Source organism: Anaerobacillus sp. QJM3NY_17 (assembly GCF_056173665.1).
Genome location: NZ_CM149685.1, coordinates 4,047,655 through 4,067,529, shown reverse-complemented (window position 1 = coordinate 4,067,529; position 19,875 = coordinate 4,047,655). Strand labels below are relative to the sequence as shown.

Here is a 19,875-nt window from a genome sequence, read left to right as displayed (position 1 = left end):
TTTTTTGATATTTATTTTATGAATAGGCAGGTATTGAAGAAAGGAAAGCTAATTGTATACGTAACGATTCGTTATAACGAATTATTTTTGGGGAGGGTTCTGATTGAATAGGTCGGGAAAGCGAAAAATCAGTCCGCTGTTGCTATTGATTCTCGTGATAACCATGCTTATGCCGTCTCAAGCGTTCGCCACTGCCAGTCTCGATGAAGAAAAAAATAATGTCTATTATGCTGCCCTTGGTGATTCACTCGCGGCTGGCGTCATGTCGAACAATACTCTCGGTTTAAGTTATGGCGACTACATAGCTCAGGATCTAGATCGGGTAGGTTTATTAGGAAGCTACGAAAAACCTTTTGCGGTGCCTGGAGCGACTTCTAAAGATTTGTTGAACGCTTTGATGGATCGTGACATGCAAGTTAAGATCGCCTCCAAAAATATGATAACGATTACGATCGGTGCGAACGATTTTCTTCAAGTACTCGGTTCGGAACCGGAACGATTGAAGGACCCAGAAGAAGTCAAAGAGATCATCACTGAGCTATCGGAAAATTACGCTTCTATTATGGGAATTATAAGAAGCGTTAATGCGTCCGCAGATGTTTATTTAATGGGATACTACAATGGTTTCTACGCGTTCCCTGAGGCTGATCAGCGTCCGCTCGTGGAACTGACAAAGACGGTGAATGGGATCATTAAGCAGATCGCGGCCGATTCATTCAGCCACTATGTTCCTACCTATGATGCCATTTCAACGGATTATGCAACCTATTTGCCAAATCCTAAAAACGTCCATCCGTCGGCAGCAGGTTACATGGCGATCGCCGATGAATTTTGGAAGCAAGTGAAATTGAATTTGCCAACAAATGTTGATAGAATCGCTGGAGCTAATCGGTATGAGACAGCAGTGAAAATTTCTCAGGAAGGGTGGAAGCAAAGCGCGCAAGGAGTTGTGATAGCAAGAGGCGATGATTTTCCTGATGCGTTAGCTGGTGCTCCGCTTGCCTATGATTTAAATTCCCCTATTTTATTAACACACTCTGACGGTCTTGATCAAATTGTAAAGGATGAGATTGAACGACTCGACCCAGAGTTCGCGATTCTTCTTGGAGGAGAGCAGGCTCTTTCCAAAGATGTGGAAGATGAATTAGGCAAAATGGAAATTCCAGTTGAACGAATAGCAGGAGCGGATCGCTATGAAACAGCTGCAATGATTGCAGTGAGTCTTCCTCCATCAAATAAAGCTGTTATTGCGAACGGCATGAAATTTCCAGATGCTCTTGCAATTGCTTCTTACGCAGCGGAAAATACGTATCCTATCTTGCTAGCAAAACAGAATCAGCTTCCAGAAGATACGGCCGAAATTCTCAAACAATATCCTGAGAGTATTGCCGTGGGCGGTACGGCTGTTATTTCGGAAAGCCTTTTCGAAAAGTTACCAAAAGCAAAGCGATACGGGGGTAAGAATCGTTATGAAACAGCTTCAATTATTGCAATGGAATTAAATCCATCGCATAAGGCTTTTGTCTCAACGGGTCTTGAATTTGCAGATGCGCTAACCGGAAGTGTTCTTACTGCCAAAAGGGACAGTAGTTTTTTGTTAGTAGATCCATATAATATGCAGGATGCGGTCATTGAAGCAAAAGAAAAGTTAGGCATCTATCATTTTACGATTCTAGGAGGTCCGAAAGCGGTTAGTCCTTCCATTGAAAGGGAGCTTATGGGAGTTGAATAGTCGAATAATGATTTCTGAGGGATCAGCTTACGAGCTGGTCCCTTTTGTTACCGAAAATTGCAGAATTATGGCAATTTTTTACTCGCTAATGGTAGACTTGTAGAGTATAAAATCTACTGAAACACTTTGGTCAACTATAGGGGGAGCAGGATGAAGAAAAGCATCTATGGAATCAGTTTACTTTTATGTAGTCTGTTCATCATTTTGGGAGCAGGCAAGGCAAATGCCATGCCTGCGTTACAAGAAACGCAGGAGCTCGTTCAGCCTTCAGGAGAGACATTTAAGGCGTCACTCAGCGGCAATGAGAATTTTCATTGGTGGACGGCGAACGATGAATCTGTGATTAAAATAGGGGAAGACCAATACTGGTATTACACTCGTATTGTTGGTGAACGTCTAGAAGTTACACAAGCTAGATTTGCTATTAATAAAAAGCCTTCTGACGCGGCAGAGCTTGAAGATGTGAAGAAGCTCCAACCGACTGAAGGAATGAATACAAAGCAAAAGGAGATTCCAAATACGGATGATTCATTTGATTTATTGAGTGCAGGAGCGAAGGAGGACACGCTTGTTTTATTAGTTGAATATAGCGATGCAAAAATCACTTATTCAGATGCAGACTGGCGTAACCGATTCTTTGGCGCTAGCGGGAGTACGCTAAACCACTATTATGATGAGGTTTCAAAAGGAAAGCTCGGATTTAAAGGGGCTGCCGAATCAAGCGGAACAAATGATGGGATCGTAAGGGTCACATTACCGTATGCTCACCCTCGTCCTGAGACGGCAACAAATCCAGATAGTACATACTCACAAATCATAAAAGATGCGCTAAAGGCATCGAATGATAAAGTAAACTATGCTCAATTTGATCAAAATAAAGACGGTTCTATATCCTCAGAGGAATTACATATTGTCACCATTGTGGCCGGTGGTGAAGCAAGCTATGGAGATACGGGGAAAGTGGTTTGGGGTCACATGTCGAGCCTTTATGAAAGCGAAGCTCCTCGTCTTGATGGAGTAAAAGTAGGCTCTTATCAAGGGAACGGCGGCTACACGATGTTTGGGGAGAAACATGGAGGACATATGGCAACCGTTGGAATTATTGCACATGAAATGGGCCACGATCTGGGGCTACCGGATCTTTATGATACGGACGGCACTTCAGATGGTGTTGGCATCCACAGTTTAATGGGGAGCGGTTCTTGGACAACCCATAACAATGAGTACGAAGGAGCTTATCCAACTCATCTCGATCCATGGTCCAAAATGGTGCTTGGCTTAGAGCGACCTATAGAAGTGCAAAATAATGGCTCATATGAAGTTGGGAATTTTACTTCTGACGACTATTCCGTATTGAAATTAAAAACAACCGATGAATCGGAGTACTTTTTAATTGAGAATCGTCAGTTTACTGGCTTTGATATCGGTTTAGCTGATCAGGTGGCGTCGCCTGGAATTGCCATCTGGCATATTGATGAGCAGCAGCTGAAAAATCGTCAAAACAATAGAGATGAATCACATAAAGCGGTGGATGTGGAAGAAGCAAATGAAAGTAGATTGGGTTACCCGGAGTTAGATCAAGATCCAAATACGCGATTATACTACGATCATTATTATAGCGGGAATGGCTACAGTCGCTTTAATAGCTCTACATCACCAAATAGCAAAGTGTATTCAGGGGCTAGTTCAGGCGTTTCAGTTACAGTTGTTGATCCGAATAGCGATACAATGACGGTTTCAGTGAAAGTGCCACAGGGAGACGATCAGCTTCCACCTGTATGGGCTAAGAACGCAGAGCTTACGGCTAGCTCTATCAAAAATGACAGACTGACATTAAATTGGTCAGAGGCGACAGATGCTTCTGGCGTTGAATCTTACATCGTCTATAAAAATGATCGCGTGTTAAAAGAAGTGGAAGCAATGACAAGAAAGCTTACCGTTCAGGGGCTTACTACGAATAAAGCCTATAACTTTCGAGTAGAAGCGGTGGATAAGAAAGGCTATGTTACAACGAATGGCCCAGAATTGACCGTGAAACCGTCAGCAAACACAGTAAAACGAATTGAAGGTGCGACTCGTTTTGATACGGCAGCGAATGTGAGTGCAAAAACGTATGATAAGGCGGATACGGTCGTAATTGCGAGAGGTTTAGATTTCCCAGACGCTCTCTCTGGTGCGCCCCTTGCTTATCAACTAAAAGCGCCTATTCTCCTTGCGAAAACGAACGAACTTCCAAAGGAAACGGTAGATGAAATCGACCGACTCGGGGCGAAAAAAGCGATTATCCTGGGTGGAGTTAACGCGATTTCACCTGCAACGGAAAAGAAAATTAAGTCACTCGGACTAGAGGTTGAGCGGATTAGCGGGGATAATCGCTATGATACTTCCGCAAACATTGCGAAGCGCATGGGAGGAGATCCTGAGAAAGCCGTGATCGCCTACGGTCTTAATTTTCCAGATGCCCTTGCGATTGCACCATATGCTGCGCAAAATGGCTATCCCATTTTGTTAGTGGATAAAGAGACAATCCCTGCGGCAACAAAACTCGCGCTGAAAAACATTGATGATACGGTTGTCATCGGTGGTGAAAGTGTGATTACAAAAAAAGTGTATCAAGGTCTTCCGTCACCAGAGCGTATCTCAGGTGCCAATCGGTTTGAAACGGCAGCTAAAGTGAAAACCACCTTTTATCCAGAAGCTAAATCAGCTTATTTGGCGACAGGATTCGGCTTTGCCGACGCCCTTGCAGGCTCTGTGCTAGCGGCGAAAGATGGCGCACCCCTTTTGCTAGTAAAGTCTGATGAGCTTCCAAAAGAAACGGTAGAAGCTATGAAAGGTATGAACGATTTCAACTTGCTAGGCGGTCAGTCAGCTATTAACGGAAAAGTTGAACAGCGCTTATTTCAGGAATAATGCGACAAAAAATACTTTCCAATAGTAAGAGATACAGGGAATTTGACCTGTATCTCTTATTTTTTGTAATAAATAACAGGATATCTCTTAAACTTTGTTGAATTATAGCCGATAGTAAAGACAGAGTGTCGATATTTGTGGCAGCAATTTAATTGGAATGAGGAGGATCTGGATGCAACCTTCATTGGTCAAGAAAGCAATAACTGGTTCTGCGCTTGTCGCTGGAGTAATGTTTGTTCAACCTGATGGTGCAGAAGCAGCGTTTGGGGATCAAGAGCTTAAGCAAGGCATGAAAAATCAGGACGTCAAAGAGCTACAGGATGTATTGAAGGCGAAGGGGTATTTTACTTACCACACGTCAACAGGATACTACGGTCCAATTACAAAGGATGCAGTCAGCCAGTTCCAACAGGCTGTCGGGTTAAAGGTTACGGGGGTAGCGACAACGGATACCCTTCAGAAGCTAGGAGGAACATCAAAAAGTCAATCGTCAGCTGCGTCGTCTTCATCCACTTTGCAAGTCGGATCCCGCGGGCAAGAAGTAACTGATCTTCAGTCCAAACTGAAAGCGGCTGGCTACTATTCCTACAACGTGGATGGGATTTATGGTCAAATTACTCAGAAAGCTGTACAGGATTTCCAAAAAGAAAAGGGGCTTTCCGTAACAGGGAAAGCAGATTCTACAACGATCAGTGCCCTTGCAAACGCAAGTTCATCAAGCTCAAAATCATCAAGCTCTTCTTCCGATATTTCCATCGGGATGCGGGGGAGTGCAGTAACGGATCTTCAGTCAAAGCTGAAAGCAAAAGGCTATTATACATATAATGTAGATGGCATTTTTGGTCAAATCACGAAGAAAGCAGTACAAGATTTTCAAAAGGCAAAGGGACTGTCACAAACAGGCGTAGCGGATAGTAAAACCTTATCGGCCCTGTCAGAGAGTGGGAATGCAGCAAAACCTGCGAGCGGCCTTATCATTGGCTCTCGAGGAAGTGCCGTAACAAATCTTCAGCAGCTATTGAATGATCGTGGCTACTATTCCTATAACATAGACGGGATCTTTGGTAGTATTACGCAAAAAGCGGTCAAAGAGTTTCAAAGTATCGTAGGTTTACAGGCTACAGGCATTGCGGATGATAAAACGATCGATGCTTTGAAATCCAGAAGTCAGCAAGAGACGTCAACAGTTCTTAAAGTTGGTTCAACCGGGAGTGCTGTAACGGATCTACAAAATAAACTTAAAAAAGCAGGAACGTTCCACGTTGAGGCGACAGGCTACTTTGGCCCTGTCACTGAAAAAGCGGTCAAGGACTTTCAGAAAGCAAAAAAACTGCAGGTGACAGGCACTGCAACAAAGGAAACAATGAATGCGCTTGACGGCTTAACAGATAAAGTCGAGTCATCCCCTTCAACTGGAGAAGATTATGGTGATTTGTTAAAGAAAGGCTCAACAGGATCACTTGTGAAAGAGCTTCAATCTAAATTACAAGCGATTGGTTTATATAGCGGTCCGCTTGATGGCGATTTTGGAAATGGAACAGATCGAGCTGTTCGAAACTTCCAATCACGTAACAAGTTAACGGTTGATGGTATCGTCGGACCAGCAACATGGGAAAAGCTAAAGCAATCGACAGGATATGAAGGGAATAGCAATGGGGACAGCGGGAGCAGCAGTTCCAACTTTAGCGTGATGGACCTTATTGCAGATGCATCTGTATACATAGGTGTTCCTTATGTGTGGGGTGGAAACACGCCAACACAGGGCTTTGACTGCAGCGGATTCCTCGTCTATGTGTTTAACAAGCAGGGCGTTTCATTGCCAAGAACAATGGCACAAATGTGGAACGTTACAACAGCTGTTAGCTCTCCATCCGTAGGAGATATCGTGTATTTCACAACATACAAACCAGGTGCGTCACACGGAGGCATCTACATCGGAAACAATAAATTCATCCACGCCGGCTCTTCAACAGGCGTCACCATTAGCGACATGACATCAAGCTACTGGGCACCGAGGTATTTAGGGGCGAAGCGCGCGCATTGATTTTTTTAAAAGGGGTCAGGTACGTGCCTGACCCCGCTTAAAGACAAAACCAGCAAAAGTGTCCACCTATCGCGGACGCTTGGGCTGGTTTTTATTCATATAGTTGGCGGGGATGGTGTTAAGAAAGGCTATGTAGCGAACGGTTTAGCAGTTACTGTCGCTCTTAAGGGAGCGGTCTTTGCTGCTAAAAATGACGCGCCGTTAATTCTTTCAAAGAAAAATGAGTTGTCTGCATCAATGGAAAAATCAATCGATGCTCAGCAACTAAACCGCTTTGTTCTTCTCGGCGGTCCGGATGTTATCCATGTTGATGACGACCTCGCTAAACTTACGGTAAAATAATCTTAACTGCCTTCTGATTTCGGTCAGAAGGCTTTTGTATAGCGTAAAGGGGTCTGACCCCTCTCTGTCCCCCACTACAGTAAAGGAGTGAAGGAACAATGACCATAGCCGGAAAAACAATTAAACAGTGGAAAAGTGACCATCCATTGTTAAACGATCTTCTTCAATTAAAAGAAGTATATTGGAGAAATCCGCAAAAAGGAAAAATCGCTCCAACAACTGAGCTTTCGATGATAGACATTCAAGATGCTGAAGCTCGTATGAAACGCTTTGCTCCTTATTTTCGCAAAGTATTTCCAGAAACGAATGGCATCATTGAATCTCCTATTTCAGATATTACCAAGATGAAAGAGAAGCTAGAGAAAGAAGAAGAGATCAGCATTCCAGGGGATCTTCTTCTAAAACGGGATGATATTCTCCCTATCGCCGGCAGCATTAAGGCGCGTGGAGGCATTTATGAAGTGCTCAAACATGCAGAAAAACTTGCGATCGGACATGCGATTTTAACGAAAGATGACGATTATTCCATTCTAGCTGACAAAAAGTTCACTGAGTTCTTCTCAGCCTTTTCGATTGCGGTCGGTTCAACAGGAAACCTCGGTTTAAGCATCGGGATCATGTCAGCGAAACTCGGCTTTAATGTCACGGTCCATATGTCGAGTGATGCAAAGCAATGGAAGAAAGACCTTCTTCGCGAAAAAGGCGTTCAAGTTGTGGAGCATCAAGCAGACTATGGTGCTGCTGTAGAAGAAGGCCGAAAGCAGTGCGAGAAGAAGCTGACTTGTTATTTTATTGATGATGAAAATTCAAAAGACCTCTTTCTCGGATATGCAGTAGCAGCGCTTCGGTTGAAAAAGCAGTTCGATGAACGCGGCGTAAAGGTGGACGCTGAGAACCCGCTTCACGTGTATCTTCCATGCGGAGTAGGCGGCGGCCCTGGCGGCATTGCTTTCGGGCTTTCTCAGGTATTCGGAGAACACGTGCATTGCTACTTTGCAGAACCGACGCATTCCCCGTCAATGCTTATCGGCTTAATGACAGGCTTACACGATCAAGTATCCGTTCAAGACTTTGGGATCGACAACATCACTGCGGCAGACGGTCTTGCTGTAGGAAGACCATCAGGATTTGTTGGACGCGTAGTTCAACCAATTCTTAATGGTGTTTACACCGTCACGGATGAGCGGATGAAAGAAATGCTCGACTGGATTTATGAAACCGAGCAAATTAAGCTTGAGCCTTCCGCTCTCGCAGGAATGAGTGGGCCACAAGTAACAGCGGTAGATGGAAAGAGTATGCGTGGTACGCATCTTGTATGGGCAACAGGTGGGAGCCTTGTGCCGGATAAGGTGTGGAGAGAAGAGTAAAAGGGGTCAGGTGCGAGTCAGACCCCCAATAAAGACAAAACCACCAAAATAAGCTGAAAAGTCCCCACATTGAGGACACTTCAGCTTATTTACTTCCTGCAACTTATGAAACAATACGACCTCCAAATTCGTATCTATATAAAGATTGGTCAAAAATGTAAAATGATCTTATTTGAGGGGGCGAGGAGTTGGAATTGTTCTTAGAGATGTTAGGATTAGCAGGTGATCTTATTTTTTGGAGAGATCCTCCAGATGGGCAGCGGATCGAAGCGAATATTGCCGCACTGATGGCATATAGTTGGTTCGTCGAGCTTATTGAGAACCCTCAATATAACAAGTTAATTCAAGAAAATTCTTCTGTACGAAATGTAATTGGAAAAATGAACATAAAAAAGCTTGAAAAATCACCGATGTATGAAGATCGAAAAGAACGGAAATTGAAAAATGTAATCCAAAAACAGTTAGCATCCGGTTGAGAAAACAAATGAAACCGATTTCTGTTTCACAACCGAATGAGTGCGGAGGGAAACAAAGTGAACTTTTACATTGCATCGAGTTTTCAAAACAAACAACACGTGCAAACACTCGCTACAGAATTAAAACGTCACGGCTTCAAGCATACATACGATTGGACGAAAAATGAAAAAGCCGCTACGTTCGATGAACTTGCTTCAATCGGAGAAGCAGAATTAGAGGCAGTAAGAACAGCTGATTTCCTAATTGTTCTGCTTCCAGGAGGAAAGGGAACTCATATTGAACTTGGGATTGCATTAGGTCGAGACACCCCGGTTTACCTATTCAATGAAGATGGATTCCATAACGCAAAAGAAGCGAGCACTTTTTACCATACTAGCGGGGTAACGAGAGTGGAAGGGAGTCATGAGCAACTCGTTAAAACCATTTTAGAAAAGCAGCATAGCTATTAAAAGAAAGGGGGTCAGGTTCGCACCTGTCCCCCATTTTAACTTGCCTCCTCCATCAAACCGTCTCAGCTCTCACTCTACGCCCACGCACCTCACGCACTACTTTCCAAATCACAAACACACCAAGTCCAATAATTAAAATACTGAGGGTGTACGTCAGCTGCACTGGTTTATCATCTTTCACAAAGATGCCAAAGTAGCCCCATAAAAACACGATTGGATAGATCAAATCGTCGTTGTAAAGACTGAAGTAGACTGCAAGTCCTGCACCGATAATGAGCATGATAATCGTCCAGGTTAACTCATTCATACCAAAAATCAGCGATACGTTATTTTCTTGCGCGACGACGAATGCATCCACGATCGTTGCAATCGATGTCCAAGCGAGATAGAAAGAGAACGGTACGCTAAAAAAGGAAGATCGCTCAGAATTTTTCGTAATAATAGCGTAAAGGATAGACAGAGTAATTAATGAACCCGCGATAAACAAGAGCGCAACCGATTTACTTACAAGGAGAGCTGTTCCTGATAACAGCATGCTAGATGCAAAAAGATAGGAAACTTTCACATAGAGGACCTGATCACACTCACTCGCTGTGAATTGTCTAACGAGTGAAATGAGCAAAAGTAAATAAATTAATAACCAAATCGCGAATGTATAGCCGGCGGGGGCAATCAGTACATCATTAGTACCCGACATATCTCCTGAGAAGAGGAGTGAAGAGGCGAGCAAATACAAGTAAGCAGCAATCGTAACGAGCTTCATGGTCATGACCGTTCCTCCTTCATAGGTCTAGTTACTCGTATGCTACCCCGATTGGAGGATTCCTATTAAACGAAAAAAGAGAAGGGGGTCAGGCGCGAGCCTGACCCCCTTCACAAACAAAAGCAATAAAGTGTCTCTCACAGAAAGACATTTTGCTTATAGAAAGTTTCATTTTCCCTAAAATAACTCATCTCTAATAAATGGAAAACCAGAGGGGGAAACTAAATTTATCTCCCATACCCCAATTCATCTAACAACTGCCCTGCATGCTTTATAAATAGCGCTTCAAGCTCGCCGTTCAATTCTTCACGCCAGCTGCCGATTTTTCCTTTTCGGAACGTAACGGATTCCTGTGGTTTGATGTTTGCCGTCATTTTCGTGATCAGTTCTTCACGATTGTAGCTATGCGCTGTATCACCCCAAAGAAAATCAATAATCTCCCCAGTGGCTTTTCTTCTGTTCTCTTCTGATGACATCAGGTCTTCAAATCGAACAGAGTGAACGTTTGGACGCCCCATCCACTCACTAAAACTTCGGTACCACTCAGCAAAATGAGGTTGCACGGCAACAAAAGGCGTGATCGGAACGCCCCCTTCGATTAGAAATTGAATCCGATCGTTGTGCGTAAATCCTTCCTGCATAAACGTTTCATAGAGATGGTGAGCTGGCACCTTTGGAATAAAATGTGCGTATGAAATGAGCACGTCACGTGGATCTCTCAGTACAAAAATTTGTTTTAACTTTAATTCTTCAAAAAATGTCTCCCACTCTTTGGAATAATGGAAATGTCCATTTAAGAAGCTGTGGTTAGGAAACGCTCTTGCAGTGGCCAATTTTTCCGCCGTTTGGTAATGATAATGTCCGTACATACCAATAAACGGATCATTTTGCATACCAGGTACACCGAGCAGTAGTTGTTTTAAAAGATGCGTCCCGCTTTTCGGAATCGAATTTAATAAAAAGCGTGGTAGCTTTGTGTCAGTCAATCGTGTAAACCTCCTTTAATAAGCAAACGTGGTGGACTTGCTTTACTATCCTATGAAGAAGAATGGTAAGAGGAGTGGACAGGGGGCCCGCCTGTTTACACATTTAAGTACCCGTTTTTCACCAAAAAGGATTTAATCGATTGAACAGCTTCTTCAATCGTTTCCGTTTCCGTATCGATTGTAAGCTCTGGCGAAACCGGAGCTTCATAAGGCGCGTCAATTCCTGTGAACTGACGGATCTCACCTTTTCGTGCTTTGGCGTAAAGGCCTTTAGGGTCACGGTTCTCACACGTTTCCACACTGGCTTTCACATAGATTTCAATAAATTCTTTGTCTCTGAAAAGTCCTCGAATCTTATCTCGCTCTTGCTGAAAAGGGGAGATGAACGCAGCAAGTGTCATAAGGCCAGCATCAACAAAGAGACGAGACACTTCTCCAATTCTTCGCATATTTTCAATCCGATCCGCATCAGAAAAGCCAAGGTCTGCGCTCAACCCGTGTCGAACGTTATCACCATCTAGCCTGTAAGTATGCACGCCTGCTGCATGTAAGGCATTCTCAAGCTCAACCGAAATCGTTGATTTTCCTGACCCGGATAGTCCTGTGAACCAGAGGACAGCGCCTTTGTGCAACTTCATTTTTTCACGATCCTGTTTTGTCACGTTTCCTTCATGCCAGGTGACATGTTTTTCTTTCATTTATTCGTCCTCCTTTCATTAAATCATCACAATAAACCGAACGATTAATAGCGTCGTTACCATAACGATCAGCGTTAATGGGAAACCAATTTTCAAAAAGTCGTGGAAGCGATAGCCGCCGGCGCCATAGACGATCAAATTCGTTTGATACCCAATCGGCGTCATAAAACTTGCGGAGGCTGCAATTGCGACAATCATCGCAATGGGGAGGAGGTCAATCTCAAGCGTATGGGCAACCTCGATGGCAATGGGAAACATAAAGACAGCGGCAGCACTATTTGTCATCATTTCTGTAAAGATATTCGTTAACACATAAATGCTTAGCAACGTTGCAAGAAGTCCGAGCGGCGCTGTTAGTTGGATAAGGAGACCTGCCATCGAAGCGGCTACACCTGAATTCAGCAGCGCTGTACCAATACCAAACGAACAAGCGATCATAAGGAGAACGTGCCATTGAATCAAATCACGCGCTTCGCCTGGCGTCACAACCTTTGTTAAAAAGAGAAGCAGCGTCGTAACGGCCATAGCAGTTAGCATGGAGAGAACGCCAATCGTAACGAGAATAATCATGACACCAAGCAACCCGATCGAAAGCCAGCCTAATCTGATTTGACGCTGCGTAACGAGCTTATGATCGATTGGTGTAATGTCGTAGAAATCCTTTTTCTTATGAAACTGCTCACCCGCGATCATTAAGAGAACGTCACCTGGTTTTAAGACAATATCACCAATTTTCGATTTCAGGCGCTGATTTTGGCGATGAACAGCGATCACGGCTGCTTGATGCTGGTGTCTGAAATTGGTGTCCTTTATCTTTTTGAAAAGGTGTGACGAATGAGGTGTCACAATCCCTTCAATAAGCTGGTGATTTTCTGGAAAATAAGAGCCGGAGCTTCCCTGTAGCTGTAGTCCCTTCATCCGCTGGATCTCAGCGATCGTTGAGATGTCACCACTAAAAACAAGCCGGTCTCCTTCCTTCAGAATCGTCTCGCCTGATACAGGCGCGATCGCACGCTCGTGACGCATAATGCTGACGAGAAATAACCCCTTCAAGCTCCGTAGCTGCGCTTCTTTTACAGTGCGATTGATATAGGGGAATTGTTCTGTAACAAGCACTTCACCGGTGTATTTTTTGAGCAATTCAGGTTCAGTGAAGGATGAAGAACGTCGATCTGGAAGCAGCTTGTTACTAAAGAAGATCAAATACGCGAGACCGAATAGCGTGATCGGGATTCCGACCGCACTAAGCTGAAAAAAAGAAAAACCAGCATAGCCGTTTTCGAGTAGCAGTCCATGAACGACAAGGTTTGTCGACGTACCAATTAACGTAATGGTGCCGCCAAGAATCGTAGCGTAGGAAAGCGGAATAAGAAACTTCGAAGGAGACACCCTGTTTTCATCGCACCATTTTTTCACCATTGGCGTAGAAGCGATCACGATCGGAGTATTGTTCACAAATGCCGAAATGATGGAGATTGGAAATAGCAATGTAGTCAGGCGTTTCTTTGGCGAATGCGAGCTTTTTAGGAGACGTTGAAAGAGGCGATCCACAATGCCACTTCGCTGAATGCTTCCAGCCACGATGAATAGAAGGGCAATCGTAAGCATCCCTTCATTCGAGAATCCGGCCGTTGCTTCCTCAGGCGTAATAATGCCAGTGAATAGAAATAAGACGAGAACCGAGGCTAGAATGACCTCAGGTCGTCCTTTTTCAAAGAAAAGACAGAAAAGCATGATGCTCATCGTGATCATAACGAAATAGAATGCCATCATTCAGCGCGCGCGGCATCATTCGTCTTCATGATCGTGCTGCACCTCATCTAATAAAATCTCAATCACTTCAGGGCGAGAAAACTCTTTCGGAGGTCTTTGGCCATTTTTCAGCATCTCTCGAACCTTTGTGCCGCTTAGATGAATGTGAAATTCGCCATCGTGTGGACACGTTTTGGCAGTAGCCATGCTCGAACACTTGATACAATAAAACGCGTGCTCGAAGGCCATAATCTCAATGCCGATTTCGTCTTTTGCAAATTGGTGAAAAATGTTCTGCGCCGCGAACGTATCGTAATAATCGCCAACACCTGCGTGATCACGGCCGACGATAAAATGTGTGCAGCCAAAGTTCTTCCGAACGAGACTATGAAAAATCGCCTCGCGCGGGCCAGCATACCTCATCGCGGCTGGGAATACGGAGAGAATGACGCGATCAGACGGATAATAGTTTTCTAAAAGAGCGCTGTAGCTTTTCATCCGAATATCCGCTGGAATGTCATCTTTCTTCGTTTCGCCAACGAGTGGATGGATGAGAAGGCCATCAACGGTTTCAAGTGCCGTCTTTTGAAGGTATTCATGTGCGCGATGAATCGGATTGCGCGTTTGAAAGCCAACGATTGTTTTCCAGCCGCGCTGTTGGAATGTTTCTCTTAATTCTGCCGGCGTTTGAAAATGGTCTTGAAGAGCTGTTGGGTGCTGAAGGAGCGTGATTGGGCCACCGAGGTTAAACGCTTCCTGCTCGTACGTTTTTTGAACGCCTGGATGCTCAGCGTCGTTCGTTCCATAGACGCGTCGAGCTTCTTCTGTTTTGTCTGTTTCATAAATATCTTCTACTTCCATTAATCCATAGATTTCCCCGTCTTCACCCTTCAGGCAAACAGTAGGACTAGTAAAAATCTTGTCACGCGTTTCTTTGGATACAGAAAGCGTAATAGGCAAGCTCCAGATTGTCCCATTTGCGAGCCTCATTTTAGTTAAAACGTGCGTATAATCTGTTTGATTCATAAAGCCCGTTAACGGACTAAAAGCACCGATTGCGATCATATATAAATCGGATAAATTCCATGGTGTTAAGGTGACGACCGGAAACATTGTGGCCTTCTCGAGAAGCGCCAGGCGATCCTCTTCACATGGAATGCGGTTTATTAGCTGACCGCCATGTGGTTCTATCATAAATAAATCTCCCTTCTTGCTTGTTCACATATAGAGTTGCTACTAGCTTATGAAAGAAGGAGAGGAGAAGAGAGGGCTAATGAGAAAAATGGATGAGGGGTGTGTTTTTAAAGGGGGTCAGGCGCGAGCCTGACCCCCTTTAAAAACAACTGTCTCCGCACGAAAGACACTCCAACACATTCGAAGATATCCTCTCTTTTCCTTCTTGACCCTACTATCCTTTTGGACTACACTGTGTAGTGTGAGGTGGAAGCGATGAAAATTCATCAGTTCAAAACGAATGAAACAGGGTTAAACCGCTTTTTCGGCTCTCTTGAAGCGAAGGTTATGGACATACTCTTTGAAGGTCCAGAAATGACGATCAAAGATGTGAAACAGAAGCTTGATCAAGAGAAAAGTACGAACTTTAACACGGTTATGACGGTCATGAATCGTCTCGTGGATAAAGGAATTCTAGTAAAACGAGTTGAAAAGCGCACGTCAATGTTTAAGCCGCTTCTATCGAAAGAAGATTTTTTACAAACGCAATCGAAGGAATTAACAAAGGATCTAATGGATGAATTTGGTCCGCTTGCTGTGAATCATATGCTTGATGCGCTCGATGAAGCGGATCCAGTTTTGATCGAAAAGCTTGAGCAAAAAATCAAGCAGCTAAAGGAGAAGTAAGATGAGAATAAAACAGCCGCGATTTTTGTTTATGCTGTCTTTTTTTCTTGTAGCCACGATGATTGTTCAAATGTCACTATACAGTCTGCATTTATATTCGAACTGGACGCTTATGTTAAGCGTACTTGAAGCCTGCCATAATATGCTTCGCGCGATCGGTTTATCATCTATGAACATGCTATTAGAAGTTCTGATTCTCTCAACATTTTCATTAATCGTGATGATGATCGTGAAGCAAATTTATCGATATGTCACCTTTTCGAAACGGCTGTCGCTTCTTCGTGAAGACACTGTCACACAGGAAGTCATTCGGAATTACGATTTAGGAAAGCAGGCACTCGAAGTGATTAGAAGCGATGAGCCTATCGCGCTTACGTATGGAATGATTAGACCCAAAATCGTTCTGTCGACTGAACTAGTTAGCCTGTTGAGCAAAGAAGAGCTGCGCGCCGTGATTTATCACGAAACTTTTCATCAGCAGCATCGTGATCCATTGAAAAAATTTATCATCACCCTTCTCGTCCACGCGCTTTGGTACGTGCCGATTTTGAAATGGGTATCGAATCACTATCACACGCTACGCGAAATTGCCGCGGATCGGTTTGCGATGAAAGAAGCAAATATGCTGGATCTTAGTAGCGCGTTATTAAAACTATTAAAAAGCGATCACCGACAGCGTCATGCGTTTGCCGTATCTTTCGCGGAAACGTCTGTGAACGATCGCATACAACATATTCTTGCGCCAGAAAAAGAAGTGCATGTAACGCTGCCTGTTGGTACAGTCCTTTACTCACTTTATATTGTGTTAGGGTTATCCATCATGTTTATGGTGGCAACACCCTAATTCTTTTCGGAAACAAACACTACATCGTGTAGTGTTAAAATTAGGAGGGAGTTAATTTATGAATTTATCACAAAACGTTGCTCTTGTCGTATTACGAATCGTACTCGGTCTCATTTTTACGGTTCACGGTCTTGATAAATTTGCTGGAGGGATTGGAAATACCGCTGGATTTTTCGAGAGTATTGGCATTTTGGGTGGTTTAGCGTATGTCGTTGCAACGTTTGAACTAGTCGGAGGTCTTCTTATGATCGTAGGACTAGGCACACGCATTGTTTCTTTGCTTTTCATGATCGTCATGCTAGGAGCGATCTTTACGGTTAAACTAACGACAGGATTTATCGGAGGGTATGAATTGGATCTTGCTCTTCTCGGTATGTCAGTCGCTGTTTTGATTAGCGGAGGCGGAACCATTTCCGTTGATTACAAATACTTTTCGAAACAATCATAGGAGGAAGAATCATGGCAAATTCAAATAAGAATAATAAGAAGAAGAAGCAACCGAACAAACAAGCGAAAGCTCAGCATCAGAAAAAATCGAAAGCGTGGATCTACTGGTTAGTGGCCGCTGTCGCTGCAGTTATCGTAATCGTGATCGTCGTTTCAAGCGGCTCGAGTTCTGATGGTTCAGAGGAAAAAGCGATGGAGCAACCATTTCTCGGTGATGAAAATGCGCAGGTAGAAGTGATTGAATTTGGAGATTACAAATGCCCTTACTGTAAAGCATTCGAACAGTCCTTTTTCCCGCAAATTGATCAAGAGTTAATTCAAACAGGGGAAATCAAATTCTCGTTTATCAACTATCCATTTATTAATGTTGATTCTGATCGATCAGCTGAATTTGCTAAAGTGGTGTACCAGGAGCTTGGGAATGACGTGTTCTGGGAATTCCATTCATTAATGTATGAAAAGCAAACAGAAGGCACGGAACAGCAGGACATTTACACCGAAGATTATCTTGTCGACACGTTAAAAGAAGTGACTGATGAAGAAAAAGCACAACAGGTACTGGCAGCTTTTAAAGATGGCGAAGGAGAAGCGGCGATCGACTACGACTTATCGAAAGCTCGTGATCTCGACGTTACTGGCACACCAGCTCTCTTTGTGAACGGCGAGCCGTTTGAAGGACAAACAATTGATGACCTGAAGAAAATGGTAGAAGAAGCGAAGGAAGAGTAAAGGAATTACCATCATTGTCCACCGTGGGTGGACAATGATGGTTTTTTGTTTGTGAAGGGGGTCAGGCGCGAGCCTGACCCCCTCAAAACACAACTGTTCCCCCCACTCCCGCAATCATGTATAATAAACCTGTTACCAATTACATAGTGATCGATTCAGGTGTCTTTTCAATGAAGACTTAATAGGGAAGCTGGTGCAATTCCAGCGCGGTCCCGCCACTGTAAATGGTCGCCTGCTGCAGAATCCACTGTTCGTAACAGCGAATGGGAAGGAGCAGCATGCGATAACCATGAGCCAGGAGACCTGCCTGAGTCTAGCGCGAACAGCCTACGAGGATAGGGATGTGCGAACGGATTCAGGTGCTGCCTTTGGCACACCGTTACTTCCATTCGACCATCTCCATGCCCTCGTGCGTGGGGATTTTTTAGTTTAGAGACATCAGAAAACAGGAGGAGAAACACACATGAAAAAGCTTTATTCACTACTCGTTTTACTTTTTCTCGTTACAGGAATCATCGCAGGTTGCGGAGCGAGTGAAGAGAACAGCGCGACAAATGAAGGAAATGCGAATACAGAGCAAGCTGAACAGTCAGAAGATAGCGCTTTCCCAGTAACGATAACGGATGCATTGGACCAGGATGTTACGATCGAAAAAGATCCTGAAAAAATTGTCTCCTTAATCCCGAGTAACACTGAGATCCTTTTCGACCTGGGAGCAGGGGAAGAAGTCGTTGGCGTATCTGACTTCGCCAACTATCCGGAAGAAACGGCTGATATCGAAAAAATCGGCGGCATGGAATTTAACGTGGAGAAAATCATTTCTCTAAAGCCTGATCTCGTACTTGCACACGGCTCAAGCGCACATAACTCAGAAGCAGGTCTACAGCAGCTTCGTGATGCTGGAATCACCGTACTCGTTGTGAACGATGCGAAAAGCTTCGATGAAGTGTACGCTTCCATCGAAATGATCGGACAAGCAACTGGTGAAACGGAAGAAGCGGAAACAACGATCGATGAAATGAAGCAAGATCTTGAAGACATTCAAGCAAAAGCAGAAAGCATTAGTGAAGAAGATCAGAAAAATGTCTTCGTCGAAGTTGCCCCTGCGCCTGAAATCTACTCTCCAGGGAAGAATACGTTTATGGATGACATGCTAACGATGATTCACGCGAAGAACGTGACGCACGATCAGGAAGGCTGGAACCAGGTGGATCAGGAAGCGATTATCGAAGCGAATCCTGACGTGATCATCACAACGTACGGCTACTATACAGAGAAGCCAGTTGAACAAGTGTTAAGCCGCGACGGCTGGCAGGACGTAACGGCTGTCAAAGAAGAGCAGGTTGTTGACGTACACTCTGACCTCGTTACGCGCTCTGGCCCTCGTCTTACTGAAGGAGTAGAGGAACTTGCAAAAGCGGTTTACCCGGATGTTTTTGCTGAATAAACGGTTCATTGCCTATCCGATTGCGATAGCACTCTTAATTGGTGCCATGCTCCTTGGCATTTCAATCGGTACTGTTTCAGTTCCAGTGCTTACCATTCTAAAATTAATCGGAAGCGAAGTTTTGCACCTTCCATTCATAGGCAAAACCGATCCAATGTTTACAACAATTGTGATGGATATTCGCTTGCCGCGCGTCATTTTGGCAGGTCTTGTGGGGGCGTCTCTTGCGATAGCAGGGGCCGCCTTTCAAGGTCTTTTGCGTAATCCACTAGCGGATCCGTACGTGCTCGGCGTTTCATCCGGAGCATCAGTTGGAGCGGTACTCGTGCTGTTTTTCAACCTGTCCATTCCGTTTGTCGGCATGTTCACCCTACCAGTTATGAGCATCGCTGCATCGATTCTCACGATTTTTCTCGTGCTCTTTTTCGCACGACAAATAGAGCGATCGATGCGCGTGGAGACGATCATCCTAACAGGAATTGTGTTTAGCTCATTTCTTGGCTCACTTCTGTCACTTATGATCGCTTTAACTGGAGAGGAGCTTCGTCAAATTATCGGCTGGCTCCTTGGAAGCGTGTCGATGCGAGGATGGGAATATATCGGAATTATTCTTCCCTTTTTCATCATCGGCTCAGGGATCCTGCTCTTTAGCAGCAGGGAGCTGAACGCAATGTCGTTTGGTGAAGAACGCGCTCAGCATATCGGCGTGAACGTCGCGAAACGAAAGCTTTGGATTCTCATCGGCGGCTCGATTTTAACAGGGGCAGCTGTTGCGGTTTCAGGAACGATTGGTTTCGTTGGCCTTGTGATTCCGCATTTAACGCGCCTTCTATGGGGCCCGGATCACAGGCATTTACTGCCACTATCCATTTTACTTGGAGCTGCTTTTCTGATCATCGCTGATTTGATTTCACGAACGATCATTTCACCAACTGAACTACCGATTGGCGTCATCACATCGCTCATCGGTGCCCCGGTGTTTGCCATTATTTTAATACGAAGACGTAAGGAAAGAAGAGGATAAG

The 19,875-nt window shown here is 44.3% G+C and carries 18 protein-coding genes and 1 riboswitch; of the genes, 13 read left to right on the top strand and 5 right to left on the bottom strand.

Annotated elements, in window-relative coordinates; translation table 11 throughout:
- The first annotated feature begins 103 nt into the window (after window positions 1-103).
- The 7 genes from AC0VYV_RS20755 (at window position 104) to AC0VYV_RS20725 (ending at window position 9,324) form a co-directional block, all read left to right on the top strand.
- A complete protein-coding gene (locus AC0VYV_RS20755; protein WP_475373060.1) occupies window positions 104-1,732 on the top strand; it encodes a cell wall-binding repeat-containing protein in 1,629 nt (542 codons plus the stop codon).
- Between the two features lie 150 nt (window positions 1,733-1,882).
- Window positions 1,883-4,645 (top strand): cell wall-binding repeat-containing protein, encoded by a 2,763-nt coding sequence (locus AC0VYV_RS20750; protein ID WP_475374244.1) that lies wholly within the window; start codon window positions 1,883-1,885, stop codon window positions 4,643-4,645.
- A 172-nt stretch (window positions 4,646-4,817) separates the two neighbouring features.
- Entirely contained in the window at window positions 4,818-6,689 is a 1,872-nt protein-coding gene (locus AC0VYV_RS20745; RefSeq protein WP_475374243.1) for a C40 family peptidase, read from the top strand.
- A 27-nt stretch (window positions 6,690-6,716) separates the two neighbouring features.
- A complete protein-coding gene (locus AC0VYV_RS20740; protein ID WP_475374908.1) occupies window positions 6,717-7,031 on the top strand; it encodes a cell wall-binding repeat-containing protein in 315 nt (104 codons plus the stop codon).
- Between the two features lie 98 nt (window positions 7,032-7,129).
- Window positions 7,130-8,398, top strand: coding sequence for a D-serine ammonia-lyase (locus AC0VYV_RS20735; protein WP_475374242.1), 1,269 nt, complete (start codon window positions 7,130-7,132; stop codon window positions 8,396-8,398).
- A 188-nt stretch (window positions 8,399-8,586) separates the two neighbouring features.
- Window positions 8,587-8,874 carry a hypothetical protein gene (locus AC0VYV_RS20730; RefSeq protein ID WP_475366120.1) on the top strand — a complete coding sequence of 96 codons (288 nt, stop codon included), beginning with the start codon at window positions 8,587-8,589 and terminating at the stop codon, window positions 8,872-8,874.
- Window positions 8,875-8,931: 57 nt separating this feature from the next.
- Entirely contained in the window at window positions 8,932-9,324 is a 393-nt protein-coding gene (locus AC0VYV_RS20725) for a nucleoside 2-deoxyribosyltransferase (protein ID WP_475366119.1), read from the top strand.
- Window positions 9,325-9,376: 52 nt separating this feature from the next.
- Here the strand turns inward: AC0VYV_RS20725 and AC0VYV_RS20720 are convergent, their stop codons facing one another.
- From AC0VYV_RS20720 to sat, 5 genes are all read right to left on the bottom strand, one after another.
- Window positions 9,377-10,093 (bottom strand): hypothetical protein, encoded by a 717-nt coding sequence (locus AC0VYV_RS20720; RefSeq protein WP_475374241.1) that lies wholly within the window; start codon window positions 10,091-10,093, stop codon window positions 9,377-9,379.
- 221 nt (window positions 10,094-10,314) lie between these two features.
- Window positions 10,315-11,073 carry a sulfotransferase domain-containing protein gene (locus AC0VYV_RS20715; protein ID WP_475368158.1) on the bottom strand — a complete coding sequence of 253 codons (759 nt, stop codon included), beginning with the start codon at window positions 11,071-11,073 and terminating at the stop codon, window positions 10,315-10,317.
- A 95-nt stretch (window positions 11,074-11,168) separates the two neighbouring features.
- Complete coding sequence (cysC, locus tag AC0VYV_RS20710; RefSeq protein WP_475366116.1) at window positions 11,169-11,771, bottom strand: adenylyl-sulfate kinase; 603 nt, start codon at window positions 11,769-11,771, stop codon at window positions 11,169-11,171.
- Window positions 11,772-11,789: 18 nt separating this feature from the next.
- Window positions 11,790-13,544, bottom strand: a complete 1,755-nt coding sequence (locus AC0VYV_RS20705; protein ID WP_475366115.1) for an SLC13 family permease — start codon at window positions 13,542-13,544, stop codon at window positions 11,790-11,792.
- Between the two features lie 15 nt (window positions 13,545-13,559).
- On the bottom strand, window positions 13,560-14,717 hold the full coding sequence (gene sat / locus AC0VYV_RS20700) for a sulfate adenylyltransferase (RefSeq protein ID WP_475366114.1): 1,158 nt from the start codon (window positions 14,715-14,717) through the stop codon (window positions 13,560-13,562).
- Between the two features lie 255 nt (window positions 14,718-14,972).
- On the opposite strand from sat, the gene AC0VYV_RS20695 reads away from it, so the two are divergent.
- The 6 genes from AC0VYV_RS20695 (at window position 14,973) to AC0VYV_RS20670 (ending at window position 19,874) form a co-directional block, all read left to right on the top strand.
- Entirely contained in the window at window positions 14,973-15,383 is a 411-nt protein-coding gene (locus AC0VYV_RS20695; protein ID WP_475366113.1) for a BlaI/MecI/CopY family transcriptional regulator, read from the top strand.
- Window position 15,384: 1 nt separating this feature from the next.
- Complete coding sequence (locus AC0VYV_RS20690; protein ID WP_475374240.1) at window positions 15,385-16,227, top strand: M56 family metallopeptidase; 843 nt, start codon at window positions 15,385-15,387, stop codon at window positions 16,225-16,227.
- A 58-nt stretch (window positions 16,228-16,285) separates the two neighbouring features.
- Window positions 16,286-16,675, top strand: coding sequence for a DoxX family protein (locus AC0VYV_RS20685; RefSeq protein WP_475374239.1), 390 nt, complete (start codon window positions 16,286-16,288; stop codon window positions 16,673-16,675).
- A gap of 11 nt (window positions 16,676-16,686) precedes the next feature.
- The gene (locus AC0VYV_RS20680; protein WP_475374238.1) at window positions 16,687-17,403 is read left to right on the top strand and encodes a DsbA family protein; all 717 of its coding nucleotides are present in this window, start codon (window positions 16,687-16,689) and stop codon (window positions 17,401-17,403) included.
- A gap of 140 nt (window positions 17,404-17,543) precedes the next feature.
- Window positions 17,544-17,728: riboswitch (cobalamin riboswitch) on the top strand.
- 138 nt (window positions 17,729-17,866) lie between these two features.
- Entirely contained in the window at window positions 17,867-18,850 is a 984-nt protein-coding gene (locus tag AC0VYV_RS20675) for an ABC transporter substrate-binding protein (RefSeq protein ID WP_475366109.1), read from the top strand.
- Window positions 18,834-19,874 (top strand): FecCD family ABC transporter permease, encoded by a 1,041-nt coding sequence (locus AC0VYV_RS20670; protein WP_475367531.1) that lies wholly within the window; start codon window positions 18,834-18,836, stop codon window positions 19,872-19,874. Before AC0VYV_RS20675 ends, AC0VYV_RS20670 begins: the two co-directional genes overlap by 17 nt.
- The last annotated feature ends 1 nt before the right edge of the window (window position 19,875 follow it).